Origin of the sequence: Acinetobacter sp. YH12145, from assembly GCF_013418335.1 — a bacterium.
Lineage (GTDB): Bacteria > Pseudomonadota > Gammaproteobacteria > Pseudomonadales > Moraxellaceae > Acinetobacter > Acinetobacter amyesii.
The window spans coordinates 84,883-101,857 of record NZ_VPCE01000001.1 but is presented as its reverse complement, the minus strand read 5'-3'; the positions used below and the strand labels follow the sequence as shown (position 1 = coordinate 101,857).

Sequence of the window (16,975 nt, the reverse complement as noted above, 5' to 3'; positions counted from 1 at the left end):
GGTTTGCGCCTGACTTACTCTGGGAGTTTAAAGTCAGATACAGATTCACGTAATGATTCAGCCATATTCGCCAATTCAGATACCGAACGTGCAGTATCAAATGTTGCACTGGTGGTTTGCGAGGTAATTTCTTGTACAACGTTCATCGTTGTCGCAATATGACCTGCTGAAGCAGACTGAAGTTTTGCAGCATCCGAAATGTTTGCAATCAGTTTCGCCAAGTTACCCGATACAGACTGAATTTCATCCAGTGCTACGCCGGCATCCTTAGACAAGTTCGCACCACGTACAACTTCCGAAGTCGTTTGTTCCATTGAAATTACGGCTTCGTTGGTATCCGTTTGAATGGTTTTTACCAAGCCTTCAATCTGTTTGGTTGCAGACGCTGAACGTTCCGCAAGACGCTGTACCTCATCCGCTACCACGGCGAAACCACGACCTGCTTCACCCGCCATCGACGCCTGAATTGCTGCGTTTAATGCCAAGATGTTTGTTTGGTCGGCAATATCGTTAATCAGTGCGACAATGTTACCAATCTCTTGAGAAGACTCACCCAAACGTTTAATACGTTTTGAAGTTTCCTGAATCTGTTCACGAATCGTGTCCATACCTTCAATTGAACGGTTTACGACATCTGCACCGTTTGCAGCAATTTGTACAGAACGTTCTGCTACAACAGCTGATTCTTCAGCGTTCGAAGATACTTGGTCAATCGACATTGCCATTTCGTTAATCGCGGCAGATGCACCAGCAATCTCTTGCGCCTGATGTTCAGAGGCTTCTGCAAGCTGGTTGGTAATACCCTGCGTATTCGCCGTATATTGCGCAACTTCTTGAGAAGTTTCTGTAATACGCGATACAAGGTCACGTAATTGGTCGATTGCGAAGTTAATCGAGTCGGCAATCGCACCAGTAAAGTCTTCAGATACCGTCGCATACGAACGTAAGTCACCGTCTGCAAGATCGGCAATTTCATCGAGTAAACGTAAAATCGCGTTCTGGTTACGGTCATATTCTTCTTGAAGACGGGTTACACGGAATTTATCCGATTGACCACGTAAAGAAAGAAGTTTGAACACACAGATCAAGAAGGCTGTTAAAGCAAGAATCAACATTACCGCAGGTAAAATGGTTTTCAGACCTGTGCTAGAAGACAATTGATTTAAGTTGTCCAATAATTTGTCTGACTCAGCAAAAATTTGTGAAGATGCTTTACGTACGTTCACAATTTGCGTTGAGTTTTTCAAAATTGTCGCAGCCGCTGATTTTAATACATCGTCATATTCAGCTTTAATACCTTCAAGAGACTCACGTAATTCAGGGCTTTCAATACGTTGTACACCAAGCTCTGTACTACCATCCAATTGGGCATTTAAGTACAAACCGAAGGTTTCAGTATCGGCACTAAAGTCATCCGCAGACTCACGTGAACTATCAGAACCGGAAAGCACCGAGCTGATCGAACGTAAAATACGTTCAGCAATGAATACCTGGTTTTTCGCAATAACCACCTGGTTCGAAGGCATGTCTTGACGTGCCATTTGGTCGACCATCAAGTTATATTCAGCCTGAATCCCCGGAATGGTTTCACCAATCGCGATGTTCGTGTCATATAACTTATTAATGATTTTTTGTTGCGAAGTAATCAAGTCAATACTTTTTGAAACCTCAGCCCACTGCGTATCTACAGATTTCAGCGCATCTGTATTTGCATGAATGTCTTTTACAGTTTCTAAGTTTTCTTTGAACGAATCTTGAGAGGCAATTAATTTTTTCATTGCATCTTCAGTACCTGATGCAGTTGCTTCAGTTGCTTGACGCGAAATTGTTTGCGAAAGAAGACGGAGTTCACCCAAACTTTGCGTTAATTGGTTACCGCGAGGAACGCTATAGAATAGGTATAATAAAATAATCGTTGCCAGTACTAATGAACCAATCGCACCATAAATAAATGGTTTGGATTTTTCACTATCACCAAAAACTCGAGATAATTGATCTGTCTGTGATTGCAGTTTTGCCAGAAAAGCATTACCGCCTTTACGACCACTGGTGCTTTCACCCGTATTTTTCTTTTTAAGTTTAAAGCCCATTCAGCTTCTCCCCGATTACGCCTTCTTTCGTTCGTGCGCGACAATTAATTTATAAATTTTATAGATGCGTTCATGTATTTTGGATTTTGCAGTAAACGACTGAAGAGAAATACATTCCACTGCTGGTTATGCTGGTGGAAATACCCCTGACAATATTCCTGCAAATTTCGATCCAACTCATTATGTTTAGAAAAATAACTTTTCTTATTAAAGTGTTGAATACCCAAAACTTGATCGACTACCAAACCGACATAATGGTCATTATGACTAATACATAAAACTTTTTGAGTGGGTGAAAAACTACTTCGATGACCGGTTATATATTGTGCTAGGTCAGACAAAGAAAGTAAGCGTCCCCGAATATTGGCTAATCCCATCACCCAAGGTTGGGTATTGGGAACTGGCGTATATTTTGGTGGGTAGATCACTTCAGCTACTTCACCTAAAGGAGCAACGTAATATTGCCCCATCATCTCAAAAGCAATGCCTGACCATCGGTTTACTTCATTTTCAGTGGAAACGTAGTTTTTGTTTCCTCGTTTTGCGATTCGAAGTAATTCGATAAATCCATTTGCTGCCATAGAGCTTTATCCTGCATTGAGGTGTTGCTTAATCACATCAATTAATTGTTTTTCGTCTACAGGTTTAGTCAGATAATCAGAAGCACCTTGGCGTTTACCCCAAACACGGTCAGTTGCCTGATCTTTGGTACTTACAATGACAATTGGGATATGTTTGGTGGTCGCACCACGTGCAATTTGACGTGTTGCTTGGAATCCATTCACACCCGGCATTACCACATCCATTAAGACCAAATCAGGTAACTCAGCTTGAGCCATTGTCACCCCATCTGCCCCATTTGAAGCTTCAATAACTTCAAATCCGTGTTTACTTAAAATTTCTTTAAAACGGAATGTTTCTGTTGGTGAATCATCAACGATTAGGATACGTGCCATGCTTTTTCCCCAAAAAATAAAAAATCTAATTAAGCTGTAACGTGATTACGAATTGCATTCAGCAATTCATCTTTACTGAATGGCTTAGTCAAGTATTCATCAGAACCTACAACACGACCCTTCGCCTGATCAAATAAACCATCTTTACTTGAAAGCATAATCACAGGAATATTTTGATAATTTTGAGAGTTTTTAATCAGGGCACAAGTTTGATAGCCATCTAGACGTGGCATCATTATATCGACAAATACGATATCTGGATTCGCATCTGCAATTTTTGAAAGTGCTTCAAAACCATCTACAGCAGTGACCACTTCACATCCTTCACGCTGAAGCAGCGTTTCGGCCGTACGACGAATGGTTTTTGAATCATCAATTACCATGACTTTTAGATTTTGGAATTTATCGTCCATTTATTGACCCTACCCATTGAGGATGTACAAACAATTAAGTTAGCAGCATTATTATTTACAAGTTGTGAACATTTTTAACATATCTTTACTTGCGTTTTCAATGAACATTTTCTGCGCAAACACACAAGATTTCTTGTTTTTATTAACTGCTTCACACTTTCCGATGACCAACGATTTTTTTTTAACTTGGAATAGTATTTAATTATCTTAATTAAGCATATTATAGCAAGATTATTACTTTAAAATAAGTAATTTAGTCAACTTTAAACTGGGGAGTACAAGGTTGAGTCCGCTTACAAAAAAAATTCACTTGATTGGCCTTAAACATTTCTCAAAAAAAATCATTCTGACGACTTGTTTACTGGCTTATACCCCGCTTTTATTTGCTGCACCAACCAATATACAGCAACCACAAAAGGCGACTTGGTATCGTTACTATGACAGTAAAGGTGTAGCAAACATCAGTACCAATGTGACACCAAATCACATCCGCTATGGTTATGAAGCACTTGATCAAAATATGCAAGTGATTAAACGTAACCGCCCCTACAATGCTGAAGCTGACATTAGACAAGCTCCTCAGCGTGCTGCCCAAGCACGTCAGCAAGCGTCAGATATCAAACTTAAAAAAGCCTATACCAATAGCCGAACTGCAGCCATTAAAAAACGTGATGCACTGACTGGTATACGTAAACAGATCGTGTTTGAACAAGAACAATTAAAACAATTACAAAATGATCGTGTATTATTTGTTCGTCAAGAACGTGAACATTTTCGAAAAGGTGAAACCGTTCCGGCAAAATTAAAAACAATGTTGGATAATAATCAAAAAAATATGGTAGCGAAAAAAGAATACATTCAATCGTTACAAACTCGCTATCGAAATACAGAAGCTGAATACGACAGAATTATTACGCGTTTAAAAGCGATGGAATAAACTTGTTATTCAATTGCTTTTGTAGACCGCTGATACAAGGACCATTATGCACTCTGCACAGCAATCATCCCCATTTTTAAAGCTTAGCCTGCTTTGCATAAGCCTGGCTTTGGCTGCATGTCAAAAAGAAGATCCGCAGCAAAGTGTTAAACCAGAAAATAAGATTGAATTGATTCAACAAGATCTGGTCACGATCGAACAAGGCAATGCCATTTCAAAAACAGTCTTTACAGGTACCATTCGGGCAGTCAATCAGAGCAGTATTCAAGCCCAAGTCACTGCGACTGCAACCAATGTTAATGCAGAAGTCGGACAACGTGTCAGCAAAGGCCAAGTGTTGGTGCGTTTAAATAATCAAGACAATGCCGCACGTCTTGCTCAATCTCAAGCAAACCTTGCATCAACGCAAGCTCAAGCCAATCAAGCCAAACTGATGATGGAACGTAAACAGCGTTTGCTGAATCAAGGCTTTATTTCCAAAGTAGAGTTTGAACAAAGTCGTGTCGATTACCAAGCTCAAATGGAAAATGTTCGTGCCCAACAAGCTAATGTCGATATTGCGCGAAAAGCCAGTCAAGATGGTACCATTTATAGCCCTATCCAAGGCGTGATTACCAAACGTGATGTTGAACCGGGACAAACGGTTGCTGCCGGACAAACCCTTTTTGAAATTGTCAATCCAGACCAATTAGAAATTCAAGCCAAATTACCAAGTGATCAGCAAGCTGCACTGAAAATTGGACAAAAGATTGAATATAGCATCCAAGGTAATAGCAATTTACTCACAGCACAAATCAGCCGGATTTCACCGATTGCCAATCAAGCCAGTCGTCAAATTGAATTTTTTGCAGCCCCAAATGAAACTATTACTTCATTAAGTATTGGTGCTTTTGTCGAAGGTCACATCTTAGGCACGGATAATATTTCAGGCCAAAAAATTCCACTCGATACCATTCAAAGTCTAAAAGACCAACCTTACGTCTGGGTCATTCGTCAAAATAAAATTGCCAAAGTACCTGTACAAATTTTGAATCAGAGTTATAGCAATAACACCGCGATTGTTCAGGGCTTACAAAATAGCGATCTGATCAGCCGAATTAAATTTAATGATTCAGATATCAAACAAGATGTAAGTATCAGCCAAAATTAAAAGAATAAGGCAGGACAGTTGTTATGTGGTTAACCCGAATTAGTGTGAAATATCCTGTTTTCACCATCATGATGATGTTCTGTCTGATGGTACTAGGACTCGCATCTTGGCAACGTATGGGTGTTGAAGAGTTTCCTGATGTCGACTTCCCTTTTGTTGTTGTCTACACCAACTATCCGGGTGCTTCTCCTGAGTCTGTCGAATCTGAAATCACCAAGAAACTTGAAGATCAGATCAATACCATTTCAGGCCTCAAGCAAGTCATTTCTCAATCCAGTGAAGGTTTATCCACGGTTATTGTCGAATTTAATCTAGATGTCTCGTCCTCTGTAGCTGCACAGGATATTCGAGATAAAATTGCACCAGTAACCGCACAATTTCGTGATGAAATTGATGACCCCATCGTAGAACGTTATGACCCTACTGCCAGTGCAATTATGTCGATTGTTTTTGAATCGAAGGACATGTCTTTACGTGATTTGAGTTCCTATCTGAATCAACGGATTGTGCCCCAGCTTAGAACGGTTCCCGGTGTCGGTACGGTCAATTTATTGGGTGATGCACAGCGTCAAATTCGTATTCAAGTAAATCCGCAAAAATTACAAAGTTTCGGGATTGGGATAGACCAAGTTATAAACACCCTAAAATCTGAAAATATTGAAGTTCCGGGAGGAACCTTAAAACAAAAGAATTCAGAATTGGTGGTCGAAATTAAATCTCGCGTTATTCACCCAAACTCATTCGGTGATTTAGTGGTTGCCAATAAAAATGGCGCGCCGATTTATCTCAAACAAATTGCCGAAATAGAAGATAGCCAAGCTGAAATGGAGTCGAGTGCTTATCTGAATGGTAAAACAGCCGTCGCTGTCGACATTCTGAGAAGTTCGGACTCTAATGTGATTGAGGTGGTTGATAATACCCGTAAAACCTTAAGTAAAATCCAAAAGCAATTGCCGCAAGGCACGACCGCAGAAATTGTGGTTGATTCTTCAAAAGGTATTCGTGGCAGCATTAAAGACGTGGCACGTACGATTATTGAAGGTGCAGTACTTGCGGTACTCATTGTATTGTTATTTCTCGGCTCATTTCGTTCGACAGCCATTACAGGTTTAACCCTACCGATTTCGCTACTAGGTACCCTCACCTTTGTTTGGATTTTTGGTTTTACCATCAACATGATGACCCTACTGGCTCTCTCACTAAGTATCGGTCTACTCATTGATGATGCCATTGTGGTTCGTGAAAATATTGTCCGCCATGCCGATATGGGCAAGGACCACGTCACCGCTGCACTCGACGGCACGAAAGAAATTGGTTTAGCCGTATTGGCCACAACATTGACCATTGTCGCGGTATTTTTACCTGTGGCATTTATGGGCGGCATTATTGGGCGTTTCTTCTATCAATTTGGTGTAACCGTCAGTACCGCTGTACTGATTTCAATGTTTGTGAGTTTCACCCTTGACCCCATGTTGTCTGCTCACTGGGCAGAGCGCCAAGATCCAAATAAAAAGCCGGGTAAAATCAAACGTTTTTTTAACTGGATTTCGAGCAAGCTCGACAACCTAAGCCATCATTATGAAAAATTACTCAAGCTTGCTTTAAGATTTAGGCTCATTACCCTTTTAATCGCCGTCGCGTCTTTATTTGGCGCATTAGCTTTATCCAAAATGATCGGAACTGAATTTGTACCCGTACCAGACAAAGGTGAAATTCGGATCAAATTTGAAACACCAGTTGATGCAACCCTTGAATATTCGCAGGCTAAGCTTAAGCAAGTAGATCGTATCATTCGCCAACATCCAGAAGTCAAAGCCACTTATGGTGCAATTAATAGTGCCACTGATCGGGGTAAAAACCATGCCAGCATTCGTGTCACCGTTTCACCACGTACAGAGCGTAGTCAAACCCTAACAGATCTCAACAATGAATTCCGTACCCGCTTAAAACATGTAGCAGGTATTACCATTACCTCGATTGCCTCAGCTGATGAAACAGTATCGGGCGGCCAAAAGCCGGTAATGATCTCGATTAAGGGACCAGACTTAGATGAGTTACAACGTATTTCTGACCGCTTCATGAAAGAAATTTCGAAAGTCGACGGTATTGTCGACTTAGAAAGCTCACTCAAAGAACCTAAACCGACCTTAGGTGTACATATCAATCGCGTTTTAGCCAGTGATTTAGGTTTATCCGTCAATCAAATCGCCAATGTATTACGCCCTCTTCTTGCGGGTGATAATGTAACAACGTGGAAGGATGATAAAGGCGAAACCTATGATGTAAATTTAAGACTCACTGAAGATCAGCGTCGACTGCCAACTGACATTCAAAGCATGTACATCACATCACAAAAAACCGATGCTGCAGGCTTACCTATTTTAGTTCCATTGGCAAGTGTGGCAAGCTTTGAAGAAACACTCGGTGCTTCACAAATTAACCGTCGTGATCTGGCACGTGAAGTGATGGTTGAAGCCAACACAGCAGGACGTCCTGCGGGTGATATTGGTGCCGAAATCAATGAGATAGAGAAAAACTTCGACTTGCCACCAGGTTATAGTTTTGTCACGCAAGGTGCCAATAAAGATATGGCTGAGTCTGCGGGTTATGCAATGACAGCGATTACCCTCTCTATTGTATTTATTTATATTGTTTTGGGTTCACAATTTAATAGCTTCATTCACCCTGCAGCCATTATGGCTTCATTGCCCTTATCATTGATTGGGGTTTTCTTAGCCCTATTCTTATTTAATTCAACCATGAACCTCTTTTCCATTATCGGGATTATTATGCTCATGGGCTTGGTGACAAAGAACGCAATTCTACTCATCGACTTTATTAAAAAAGCCATGGATCATGGTGTAGATCGTTATGAAGCGATTATTGAAGCAGGTAAAACCCGTTTACGTCCCATTTTAATGACTACCAGTGCAATGGTGATGGGTATGATTCCGCTTGCACTTGGTTTAGGTGAAGGCGGTGAACAAAGTGCACCAATGGCACATGCCGTGATTGGCGGGGTGATTACCTCTACCCTACTAACACTTGTGGTTGTGCCGGTGATTTTTACCTATTTGGATGATTTCCGAAACTTCCTTGCACGTCAGGCCAAAAAAATCATGTCATAATGACAAAATCTAAAATGAGGTGACTTTGGAAAATGTTCACCTCATTTTTTATTGTATACTCTCCACTTTAACGCTTAATTTTTTAGGACAGTTTCCATGCGCGCGAGTCGCTTTTTATTTGCAACGTTAAGAGAAACCCCAAACGATGCTGAAGTTATTTCACATCAGCTTATGCTTCGTGCCGGGATGATTCGTAAATTGGCTTCAGGTTTATACACTTGGCTGCCGATGGGCGTTCGCGTATTAAATAAAGTTGAAGCGATTATCCGCGAAGAGATGGATCGTGCTGGTTCACTTCAAGTCCTGATGCCTGTCACTCAACCCGCATCTTTATGGGAAGAATCAGGTCGTTTCGTACAATATGGTCCAGAACTTTTACGTTTTAAAGACCGTCATAACAATGACTTTGTACTTGGCCCTACACATGAAGAAGTGATTACAGATCTTGCTCGCAATGAATTGAAAAGCTATAAGCAATTGCCTGCAAACTTCTACCAAGTACAAACCAAATTCCGTGACGAAATCCGCCCTCGTTTCGGTGTGATGCGTTCACGTGAATTCATCATGAAAGATGCCTATTCTTTCCATGTTGACCAAGCTTCTTTACAAGAAACCTATGACAAGATGTATGCAGCTTACTGCAAGATTTTCACTCGTTTAGGTTTAAATTTCCGTCCAGTTCAAGCGGATACAGGTTCAATTGGTGGTTCTGGTTCACACGAATTCCACGTCCTTGCGTCTAGCGGCGAAGATGACATCGCATTCTCTACAGAGTCAGATTATGCTGCTAACGTAGAAATGGCGGAAGCAGTATTAGTAGGTGAACGTGCTGCTCCGACTAAAGCACTTGAGATTGTTGATACACCAAATCAGAAAACCATTGCTGAGGTTTCTGAATTCCTTAAATCAGACCCTACTCAATCTGTCAAAGCATTATTGGTTCAAGGTGTTGCTGAAGAAGGTAAAGCTGCACCAGTGGTTGCCTTATTCCTACGTGGCGACCATGAACTGAATGAAATTAAAGCAGAAAAACACCCATTAATTGCTGCTCCATTAACTTTTGCAACTGAAGCACAATTAGCTGACTTAGGCTTAACTGCTGGTTTCTGTGGCCCTCAAGGCTTAACCGAAAAAGGCATTACCGTTATTGTTGACCGTGCAGCGTCTGTACTTTCAGACTTTGTTGCTGGTGCAAACCAAGTTGATAAACATGCTGTAGGTGTAAACTGGGAACGTGATGCACAATACACCGAAGTTTATGACCTGCGTAATGTTGTTGAAGGTGACCCTTCTCCAGATGGTCGAGGTACAATCTTGATTAAACGTGGTATCGAAGTTGGTCATATCTTCCAGTTGGGTCAAAAATACTCTGAAGCGCTTGGCTGCAAAGTTTTAGGTGAAGATGGCAAACCTCTCGTTGTGACTATGGGTTGCTACGGTATTGGTGTAACTCGTGTTGTTGCTTCTGCGATTGAACAAAACTTCGATGACAAAGGTATTATTTGGCCGTCTGCAATTGCTCCTTTCGAAGTTGCTATCGTGCCAATGAATGCACATAAGTCACCACGTACAATGGAAGCAGCTGAAGCACTGTATGCAGAATTAACTGCTGCTGGTTATGATGTTCTTCTTGATGATCGTAATGAGCGTCCTGGTGTTAAATTCTCTGATATCGAGTTAACAGGTATTCCACACCGTATTGTCATTGGCGAGAAAGGTTTGGATGCTGGTACATTTGAGTACAAAGGTCGCCGTGATGAAGAATCAAGCAACCTCAGTAAAGAAGACCTTTTAGCGAAACTTGCAAAATAATTTACGCTAAACATAAAAAATCCCGCTAGGTGCGGGATTTTTTATATCAAATATTTTAAGCCTTAACAGAATTTCAGCCCCCCGAAGCAGTTAGAACGAAACTCCTGTCCAGACAATTTTAAATTGGTTAATGGGAAATCAATTAATGACGGGTTTTTAATCTCTTTAACATCTAAAGCAGAACCCGCAACACAACCAAAGATTAAATCTCCACAGTTACGAACATTGGTACTTAAGTCATGGTTAATTCCGGCGATCGTTTGTTTCAACACTTCATCTGTAATCGCCACTTTATCTGATGGTGTAATACTGCCCAAATCGACTTCATCTTCCATCGCCAGCCACCACCCTCTTTCTGCTGCGACTGCAGCACCAGGCCAGAGTATTTTTTGAGCTTGTAAAGATAGCGAAGCAGGGTTATTTAGATAAAGTGCGTGAATCAAACCTAAACTTTGATTTACCGTAATATCGGTTTTTAGCCCAGTAAGATACCCCGTCACATCTTTATCCAAATTAATGTTTAAACCGAGTAGAGAGATTTGAGCTACTAATGGACCACTAAAATCTAGACGATCAACAGTTCCTGTACCCTTTAACTGTACATCTGTCATTCGATTCCCACTTACAACAGTGGCTGGAATCGTAAAAGGAGCTGTGGTTGATTTTAAATTAAAGGAATAATTATCTGATTTGTAGTGAAGCGGTAGATCAACTTCAGCACCAAATAATGTCCCCTTAACAGCCCCTTCAATGTATTGCTGCGTAGAAGCATAGTCCATCACACGCTCGGCAGTTGTTGCAACACCCGCAGACGCTTTTGTTTTCATATAACCACTAAAGGTATTGATACCATTGGGTGTATTGCTATTTTCTGTACCTAATGTCATTAATCCAGAAATTTTTTCAGCGCTCAAACGAAAGCCCATCACTTCACGTGTTGCCGCTGATTTCGGATCTTTAATTGCAATTTCGATAAAAGGATTGGTCAGCAAAGCTGAAGTTGCCGCACGTTCATCCGACGTATAATTGCTATTTGCAGGCAAGCCACTCAGTGAAATATGATCAATATCAATATCACAAGCACCTGAGCCATTTGCACCACCACAACCCAATTGGAGCTTTTTAATATTGGCATTGAGCTCCATTTCAGCTTCCAAACCAAGTTTATAAAAGCCAACTTTGGATTGGTCAACGGCTTGTCCACTCTCATCCACAGAATTATACCCCTGCGTATATTCCATGGAGAGTAAAGCTTGACCATCAACTTTTGATAAGCTTTCATCATCTAAAGCCATCATTGCATGAGATAAGCTACTCATCGCAAATGTCGAGAATATCAAACCTCTGATTAACTTCTTTTTCATAACAAATTCCCTGTTCGTTATTTTATTTATTTGTTATTGCTTTAATTTTACTAGCGTGGAGTAATCCCCATCGTACTTCGCATTGTTCCACCGGTTAGGGCAATATCCGCCATCTTTTGCATATTGCCATTTGTTAACATCGAAACTTCTGCACGAAACGCTTTAGACATATTATTGGTTGGATTGAATTTTACCTGATTATCAAACTCTACCGAATCTTGTTTCATTTTAATTCGAGCATCAAAGCCTAGATCGCCCTGCATTTTATTAATATTGATACTTGAAGCTGAAACGACACCGCTGGCATTTACATCTTCATTCATCAAACTTAAATAGCTTCCCATAACTTTTTGATCTTTCTTTTCAGCATCAGTTAATGCTTTAAATTCAAAGCTCCCACGGAAAGATAAATAATTATTTTCTGCAGTGTCATTTAGACCCGGTACTATAAATAGCTCACCTTTACCATCAAGTTTAAACGCAATATTCGTCAACACATCATCACGTTTAGAGAAATTATCTAAAGGTACTGTGGTCCCACATTTGGCAGAAGCTGTAATCGCACAGTTATAGGTTGAACCCGGCAGTTGACCAATCGCTAACTCGGCATTGGCTGCAATCAATAAATTATCTGCACGTACATAGATGCCATCATTTTCATAGCCAATCACACCATCAGATTGAATAAGTGCATTGATGTTTCTTAAGCCTGCATAATAATTGACTTCTTGACCATTAATACCTTTTTTACCATCAATCAAAATAATGGATGTTGTACTTGGCGTTCCTGTTTTTTTATCAACACCATAACCATCTGTGCTCATCACAAGGTTATAGCCAATACCTGATTTTTCAGCCGCATTTTTATAACTGTATTTTTTCTCTGATAATGCAACGTTGGCATTCATATTATAAATCGGGATACCAATCCCCCAACTGTTGTCATTACTTGCAATTGCAGCAATTGAGTTATCCGAAATAAATCGTGCGGTACGCGCGATGGACTGAAAATCCATACCACGAATCGCCACAAGTGCAAAATTTCCACCCGCCGTTTGATTTGACAGATTTTGGGTTAAAACATTATTGGTTAAACCTAATGTCGCTTTTAATTTATCATTTACCAGAAAATCAAGGCTTTTTGCTTGAATGGTATTGATATAAATATCGCCAAAATCAATATAGGCATTTTTATCAGCAACTAAAGACGTTAAATTAGAAAATTCAATGGCATAACTACCAATACCCGTATGGCCAATTTCTAAGGTTGTCGGTGCTTGACCTGCAACAAGACTCGGATCATCTTTTGAAGTGAAATCCGCGCGCACACCTAAATGTAAACCACCTGAACCAACGGACTCATATCCTGAAGCTTTCGTTGCTAGACCAAAATCTTTAATTCCTTCTTGATTGGCATTTAAGGCAACTCGTGCATTAGTGACAGCACCCGATGCTCCCATACGAATTAAATTGCGCTGTGCACCACCATCGGTACCGTATCGTAAATCGATATTAACGCCGGGGTTTGTGGCATCGCTACGTGAGCTATGTACATCTGAAGTGTCCTTGACCCGCCCCAAATTGACCGTATGGTCTTTGCTCCCTGTAGATTTTGTAGTGAGAACAATGCCTTCATCAGCAGCCACATACATATAACCTGAACCCGCAAAGTTAAAGTTAAAGTCCTTTAAGGTTACGCTATGTCCATTCATACCATGACTAATACTGGCATTTTGCAATTGAAATTCCATATACGCCGTATCATTACGGTTAAATAGACCATTGCTGGTTTCAAGTAATACTTTTAAAGGTGAAGATGTTGCAATCGTAAGTGAACCTAAATTTTGCGTAGGCGTTTGGCACGTTGTGCCTTGACACAGCAGCATAATATTTTGCGCAACAGCCGTAAATGGACTGACACTTGCAGCTATACGCATGCCTACACCAGCATCCGTAGTCCCAACATCAAAATCTAATTTTGATGTAATGGTGCTTTGCCCAACGCCATCTATTTGTACATTGTGCAAACCCATTTTCATCTTATTTTGGTCAGTTGGGTCAACCCAATTTAACTGATCAACTTTGACTCTAGAAACTTCATGGGTAATCGAAATACCATCTTGGCCAGTAACTGCACCCAAGCTTTCATCGGTCATCGCTTCAAAAGCATATGCATGTTGAGCAAGTAAAATACTGGTTGCGAGTGCCGTTAAAGTTGTTATTTTTTTCATCACAATATCCTTATATTCAGTCACAGCTGATTAACAGCGACCTGCACCATTTCCAGTGCAGTTAAAACTGAAGATGTTTAACTTTCCACTCATGTGCATGTTGCCATGCACATTAACACCCATAAATCCTTGTTCTGAACCACGATCAAAATCAGGCACAGCTAAAGTTGAAGTTGTTCCATCAGCTTTCTTTTCGGTATAGGTCGTATAAGTACTGGTATTTTCATAACCTTCCTTACCTGTCGTCCCTGTTTCTACTGCCAACGTACCAAAACCTAAATTTCTAATTTTTAATGGCTTATCATCATAAAATGTCAACTGCATAGCCGTTTGTGGATTACCTTCACGATTGATAATCGTCACACCATCTAGTGAAAATTGATCGATCTGTAACGTTCCTTGAAACTGTTTAAACACCAACCATTTCTTATTACCATTTGCATCCACATGATTATTGGGTGCAAGTGCTAAGCGACAAAATTCATTGGATGAACATTGATATCCATAAAAAGCTTGAGTCGTTTTTCCATTCGCATCCATGATTGATATGTTGTTTTTTGACATATCATTGGCATATTGATGGTTTAATGAAAGTGTCCAACTGAGATCAGCACCGCCTTGACCGGTTGCAGCGGTAAGTTCGCTATTATCCATAGACACTAAACCTGCATGAGTTTGTGTCAGTGCCGCACACACAACAGCGCATAAAATTTTATACATGTAATTTCTCCTACAGCCCTGTTGTTCTTATTTTTAAGTGCTGAATCAAGACGCCATCTATGGCAACAGATCCTAAGTTCGTGCTTTGTCCATTAACACCTTTAAACACTACACCTGTCGCAGCATCCGTACTTTTTGCATTCAGCAGATTACCAGGCAAGCGTTCTACTGTACCGATTGCAATACTACTATGTGTTGCATCACGCCCTTGGTACAGTGCTGTAGTATCTGAAGCATTAGCTTTTAAGTCTGTGCCACAACTATAGACATTACAGGTTGAACCTTTAAAGTCAGCAGCAGTTAAGCCTGATGTACCTGTGGTATTTCCAGCGATATCTGTATAGTAAGTATAAATTTTACTGTATATAGAAGGCACGTTAGGAATACGTGTTACTTCCAAAATAATATTTCGACCTTCCGATCCCACAATAAAGGGTTGATACATATTGCCTAAAACTAAATTGATGTTTGGGCTATATAAATATAGACCTTCCGTTTCATGGAAAATCGGAGCGACAGAACGATCCATAGCGGGTGTCGCTGCAGTACCATCATCCAGTTCAGAACGTGCAGCTGTACTAATACGTATACCACGAGCATCTAAATCACCATCATTAATACTGAGTGATTCAGCACGATCATTGGTATTAATACGAATTAGGCTGGCTAAACCTAAGGTTTGGTTGTAATTTGTATTTGTAGATTTTAGGGTTTGAAAAATTCGAACTTGTGATCCATTAAAACTCAGGCCATTCGCAACAATTTGAGTACGTAAACGATAGTCTTTATCTAAGCCACTAGTCGGCGCACCGGTAATAGGATCAACAACATTACTTGAATTCAAAGATCGTGAAAATACGTCCATCCACAAACCAAGTTTGATGTTATTAGATGCATCATCTGCTGCAATTTTCTTTAATGGTGCCTCAATGGCTAAGTAACCAACATTCCCCTTATTATCTTTCGCAAATTGTTCAACATCTTGATTTCCCGCATGGAAAAGCCACGGATTTTCAGCTGTCCCCCAATTAAACCCTTGATCGGTATAGCGTGTTGCTAATGAACTTTTGCCATTTTTATCTTTACTGTTGGACAGGGCTAAGCCATACATAAATACATCTGCTTTCGATCTGAGACTCGATACCGTTGCAGTAGATGCAATTTGTTTGGCTGTAATCTCAGCATTTTTTTTCACAGTTGCTAATGCTGCATCGCTTGCCTTTTGAGCTTCAAGCTTGGCATAGTCCGTTGCCAACTGATTGAGGGTTTCTGCAGCTTTGGCATTCAACTGAGCATTTTTTGTTGTATCTATAATATTTGAACGTGTTATTTTTCCTGAGACATAATTTTTATAAAAAGTCGAAGTGGTTGGCAAGTTACCCGTACTATTGTTACCGTATAGTAACTCAATCATCTCATAGGTATTTTTTAAAGCGGCAGCTTGAGACTTTTCTTTTAAGAGCGGTGTAATTGATTCTTTCGTTGTGCCATCGTTTTCAAAAGATAAGCCAGCCGATGAACCATTATAATAATCTGCATAACGCTGATCGTAATATGCCTTCATCGTTGGTGATTCAAGATAAGACTGTACTAATCGGCCACGATATTCTGTTGAATATGTTGCGATGGTTTCATTGGTTACTCGTGTAGCATTATTGGTCTCATAAGTGCTTTTAGAACTTATAAAAGTTGAGTCATAAACACCGTTATAGCCCGTAACTCGGCCTTGCTGATAGGCATCAACATAAGCTGCTTTGTAGATTTTATCGTAAGCACGCTGCCCTAATTGTTCATAGTTTTCACCTGTAGGAATAATCCGAATAAAACCTGTATCGCTTTTCCCTGGATCAACCATACCTGACGCATAACTAGAAGCTGTAGAACGGTCATTTGGGCCTTGAAAGACCATTTTGAAATTTTCTAAAGTGAGTGCAACACCTTCACCAGTTGTGGCTGAAAGTGCTTCATCTGATAAATCTTGAAGCGCATATACAGATGGTGCAGCAAAAATGCTGACTGCGGCTGCTAAGCAACTCTGGCGGAATAACTTAGCCTGGGTGAATTGAGTCATCTCGACCTTCCTTTTATCAGATGCTCAGCATCTCTCTTATATTTATTCCTGAGAACTGGCTTTGATGTTATTGTCCATTTATTCCTTAAATGCAGACTTGTGA

Annotated in this window: 12 protein-coding genes; 4 read left to right on the top strand and 8 right to left on the bottom strand. The window is 40.4% G+C overall.

Translation table 11 applies throughout. From position 1 onward, the window contains the following. Positions 1 to 14 precede the first annotated feature (14 nt). From FTU80_RS00465 to pilG, 4 genes are read right to left on the bottom strand one after another with little or no spacing between them, the layout of a single operon-like run. The gene (locus FTU80_RS00465) at positions 15 to 2,090 is read right to left on the bottom strand and encodes a methyl-accepting chemotaxis protein (RefSeq protein WP_180034510.1); all 2,076 of its coding nucleotides are present in this window, start codon (positions 2,088 to 2,090) and stop codon (positions 15 to 17) included. 44 nt (positions 2,091 to 2,134) lie between these two features. Continuing rightward, complete coding sequence (locus FTU80_RS00460) at positions 2,135 to 2,671, bottom strand: chemotaxis protein CheW (RefSeq protein ID WP_078191058.1); 537 nt, start codon at positions 2,669 to 2,671, stop codon at positions 2,135 to 2,137. 6 nt (positions 2,672 to 2,677) lie between these two features. Further along, positions 2,678 to 3,046, bottom strand: coding sequence for a response regulator (locus FTU80_RS00455; RefSeq protein WP_180083624.1), 369 nt, complete (start codon positions 3,044 to 3,046; stop codon positions 2,678 to 2,680). A 29-nt stretch (positions 3,047 to 3,075) separates the two neighbouring features. Continuing rightward, entirely contained in the window at positions 3,076 to 3,459 is a 384-nt protein-coding gene (pilG, locus tag FTU80_RS00450) for a twitching motility response regulator PilG (RefSeq protein ID WP_078191060.1), read from the bottom strand. Between the two features lie 343 nt (positions 3,460 to 3,802). On the opposite strand from pilG, the gene FTU80_RS00445 reads away from it, so the two are divergent. From FTU80_RS00445 to FTU80_RS00430, 4 genes are all read left to right on the top strand, one after another. Further along, positions 3,803 to 4,396 carry a hypothetical protein gene (locus FTU80_RS00445; RefSeq protein WP_373685158.1) on the top strand — a complete coding sequence of 198 codons (594 nt, stop codon included), beginning with the start codon at positions 3,803 to 3,805 and terminating at the stop codon, positions 4,394 to 4,396. 46 nt (positions 4,397 to 4,442) lie between these two features. Beyond that, positions 4,443 to 5,546: an efflux RND transporter periplasmic adaptor subunit gene (locus FTU80_RS00440; RefSeq protein ID WP_180083618.1), complete on the top strand. Its 1,104-nt coding sequence runs from the start codon at positions 4,443 to 4,445 to the stop codon at positions 5,544 to 5,546. Positions 5,547 to 5,569: 23 nt separating this feature from the next. Continuing rightward, a complete protein-coding gene (locus FTU80_RS00435; protein WP_180083615.1) occupies positions 5,570 to 8,674 on the top strand; it encodes an efflux RND transporter permease subunit in 3,105 nt (1,034 codons plus the stop codon). Between the two features lie 96 nt (positions 8,675 to 8,770). Beyond that, complete coding sequence (locus tag FTU80_RS00430) at positions 8,771 to 10,486, top strand: proline--tRNA ligase (protein ID WP_180023163.1); 1,716 nt, start codon at positions 8,771 to 8,773, stop codon at positions 10,484 to 10,486. Between the two features lie 62 nt (positions 10,487 to 10,548). Here the strand turns inward: FTU80_RS00430 and FTU80_RS00425 are convergent, their stop codons facing one another. The 4 genes from FTU80_RS00425 to FTU80_RS00410 are packed head-to-tail and all read right to left on the bottom strand — an operon-like array spanning position 10,549 to position 16,872. Continuing rightward, entirely contained in the window at positions 10,549 to 11,850 is a 1,302-nt protein-coding gene (locus FTU80_RS00425) for a hypothetical protein (RefSeq protein ID WP_180083612.1), read from the bottom strand. 50 nt (positions 11,851 to 11,900) lie between these two features. Next, positions 11,901 to 14,081, bottom strand: coding sequence for a DUF6160 family protein (locus FTU80_RS00420; protein WP_180083609.1), 2,181 nt, complete (start codon positions 14,079 to 14,081; stop codon positions 11,901 to 11,903). Positions 14,082 to 14,111: 30 nt separating this feature from the next. After that, a complete protein-coding gene (locus FTU80_RS00415) occupies positions 14,112 to 14,801 on the bottom strand; it encodes a hypothetical protein (protein WP_180083606.1) in 690 nt (229 codons plus the stop codon). Positions 14,802 to 14,811: 10 nt separating this feature from the next. Then, the gene (locus FTU80_RS00410) at positions 14,812 to 16,872 is read right to left on the bottom strand and encodes a hypothetical protein (protein ID WP_180083602.1); all 2,061 of its coding nucleotides are present in this window, start codon (positions 16,870 to 16,872) and stop codon (positions 14,812 to 14,814) included. Between the last annotated feature and the right edge of the window lie 103 nt (positions 16,873 to 16,975).

Bases quoted from the DNA above. Each gene is read 5' to 3' on its own strand.
- pilG (WP_078191060.1), bottom strand. From the start codon at position 3,459: ATGGACGATAAATTCCAAAATCTAAAAGTCATGGTAATTGATGATTCA.
- FTU80_RS00415 (WP_180083606.1), bottom strand. From the start codon at position 14,801: ATGTATAAAATTTTATGCGCTGTTGTGTGTGCGGCACTGACACAAACT.
- FTU80_RS00465 (WP_180034510.1), bottom strand. From the start codon at position 2,090: ATGGGCTTTAAACTTAAAAAGAAAAATACGGGTGAAAGCACCAGTGGT.
- FTU80_RS00435 (WP_180083615.1), top strand. From the start codon at position 5,570: ATGTGGTTAACCCGAATTAGTGTGAAATATCCTGTTTTCACCATCATG.
- FTU80_RS00430 (WP_180023163.1), top strand. From the start codon at position 8,771: ATGCGCGCGAGTCGCTTTTTATTTGCAACGTTAAGAGAAACCCCAAAC.
- FTU80_RS00440 (WP_180083618.1), top strand. From the start codon at position 4,443: ATGCACTCTGCACAGCAATCATCCCCATTTTTAAAGCTTAGCCTGCTT.
- FTU80_RS00420 (WP_180083609.1), bottom strand. From the start codon at position 14,081: ATGAAAAAAATAACAACTTTAACGGCACTCGCAACCAGTATTTTACTT.
- FTU80_RS00460 (WP_078191058.1), bottom strand. From the start codon at position 2,671: ATGGCAGCAAATGGATTTATCGAATTACTTCGAATCGCAAAACGAGGA.
- FTU80_RS00410 (WP_180083602.1), bottom strand. From the start codon at position 16,872: ATGACTCAATTCACCCAGGCTAAGTTATTCCGCCAGAGTTGCTTAGCA.
- FTU80_RS00425 (WP_180083612.1), bottom strand. From the start codon at position 11,850: ATGAAAAAGAAGTTAATCAGAGGTTTGATATTCTCGACATTTGCGATG.
- FTU80_RS00455 (WP_180083624.1), bottom strand. From the start codon at position 3,046: ATGGCACGTATCCTAATCGTTGATGATTCACCAACAGAAACATTCCGT.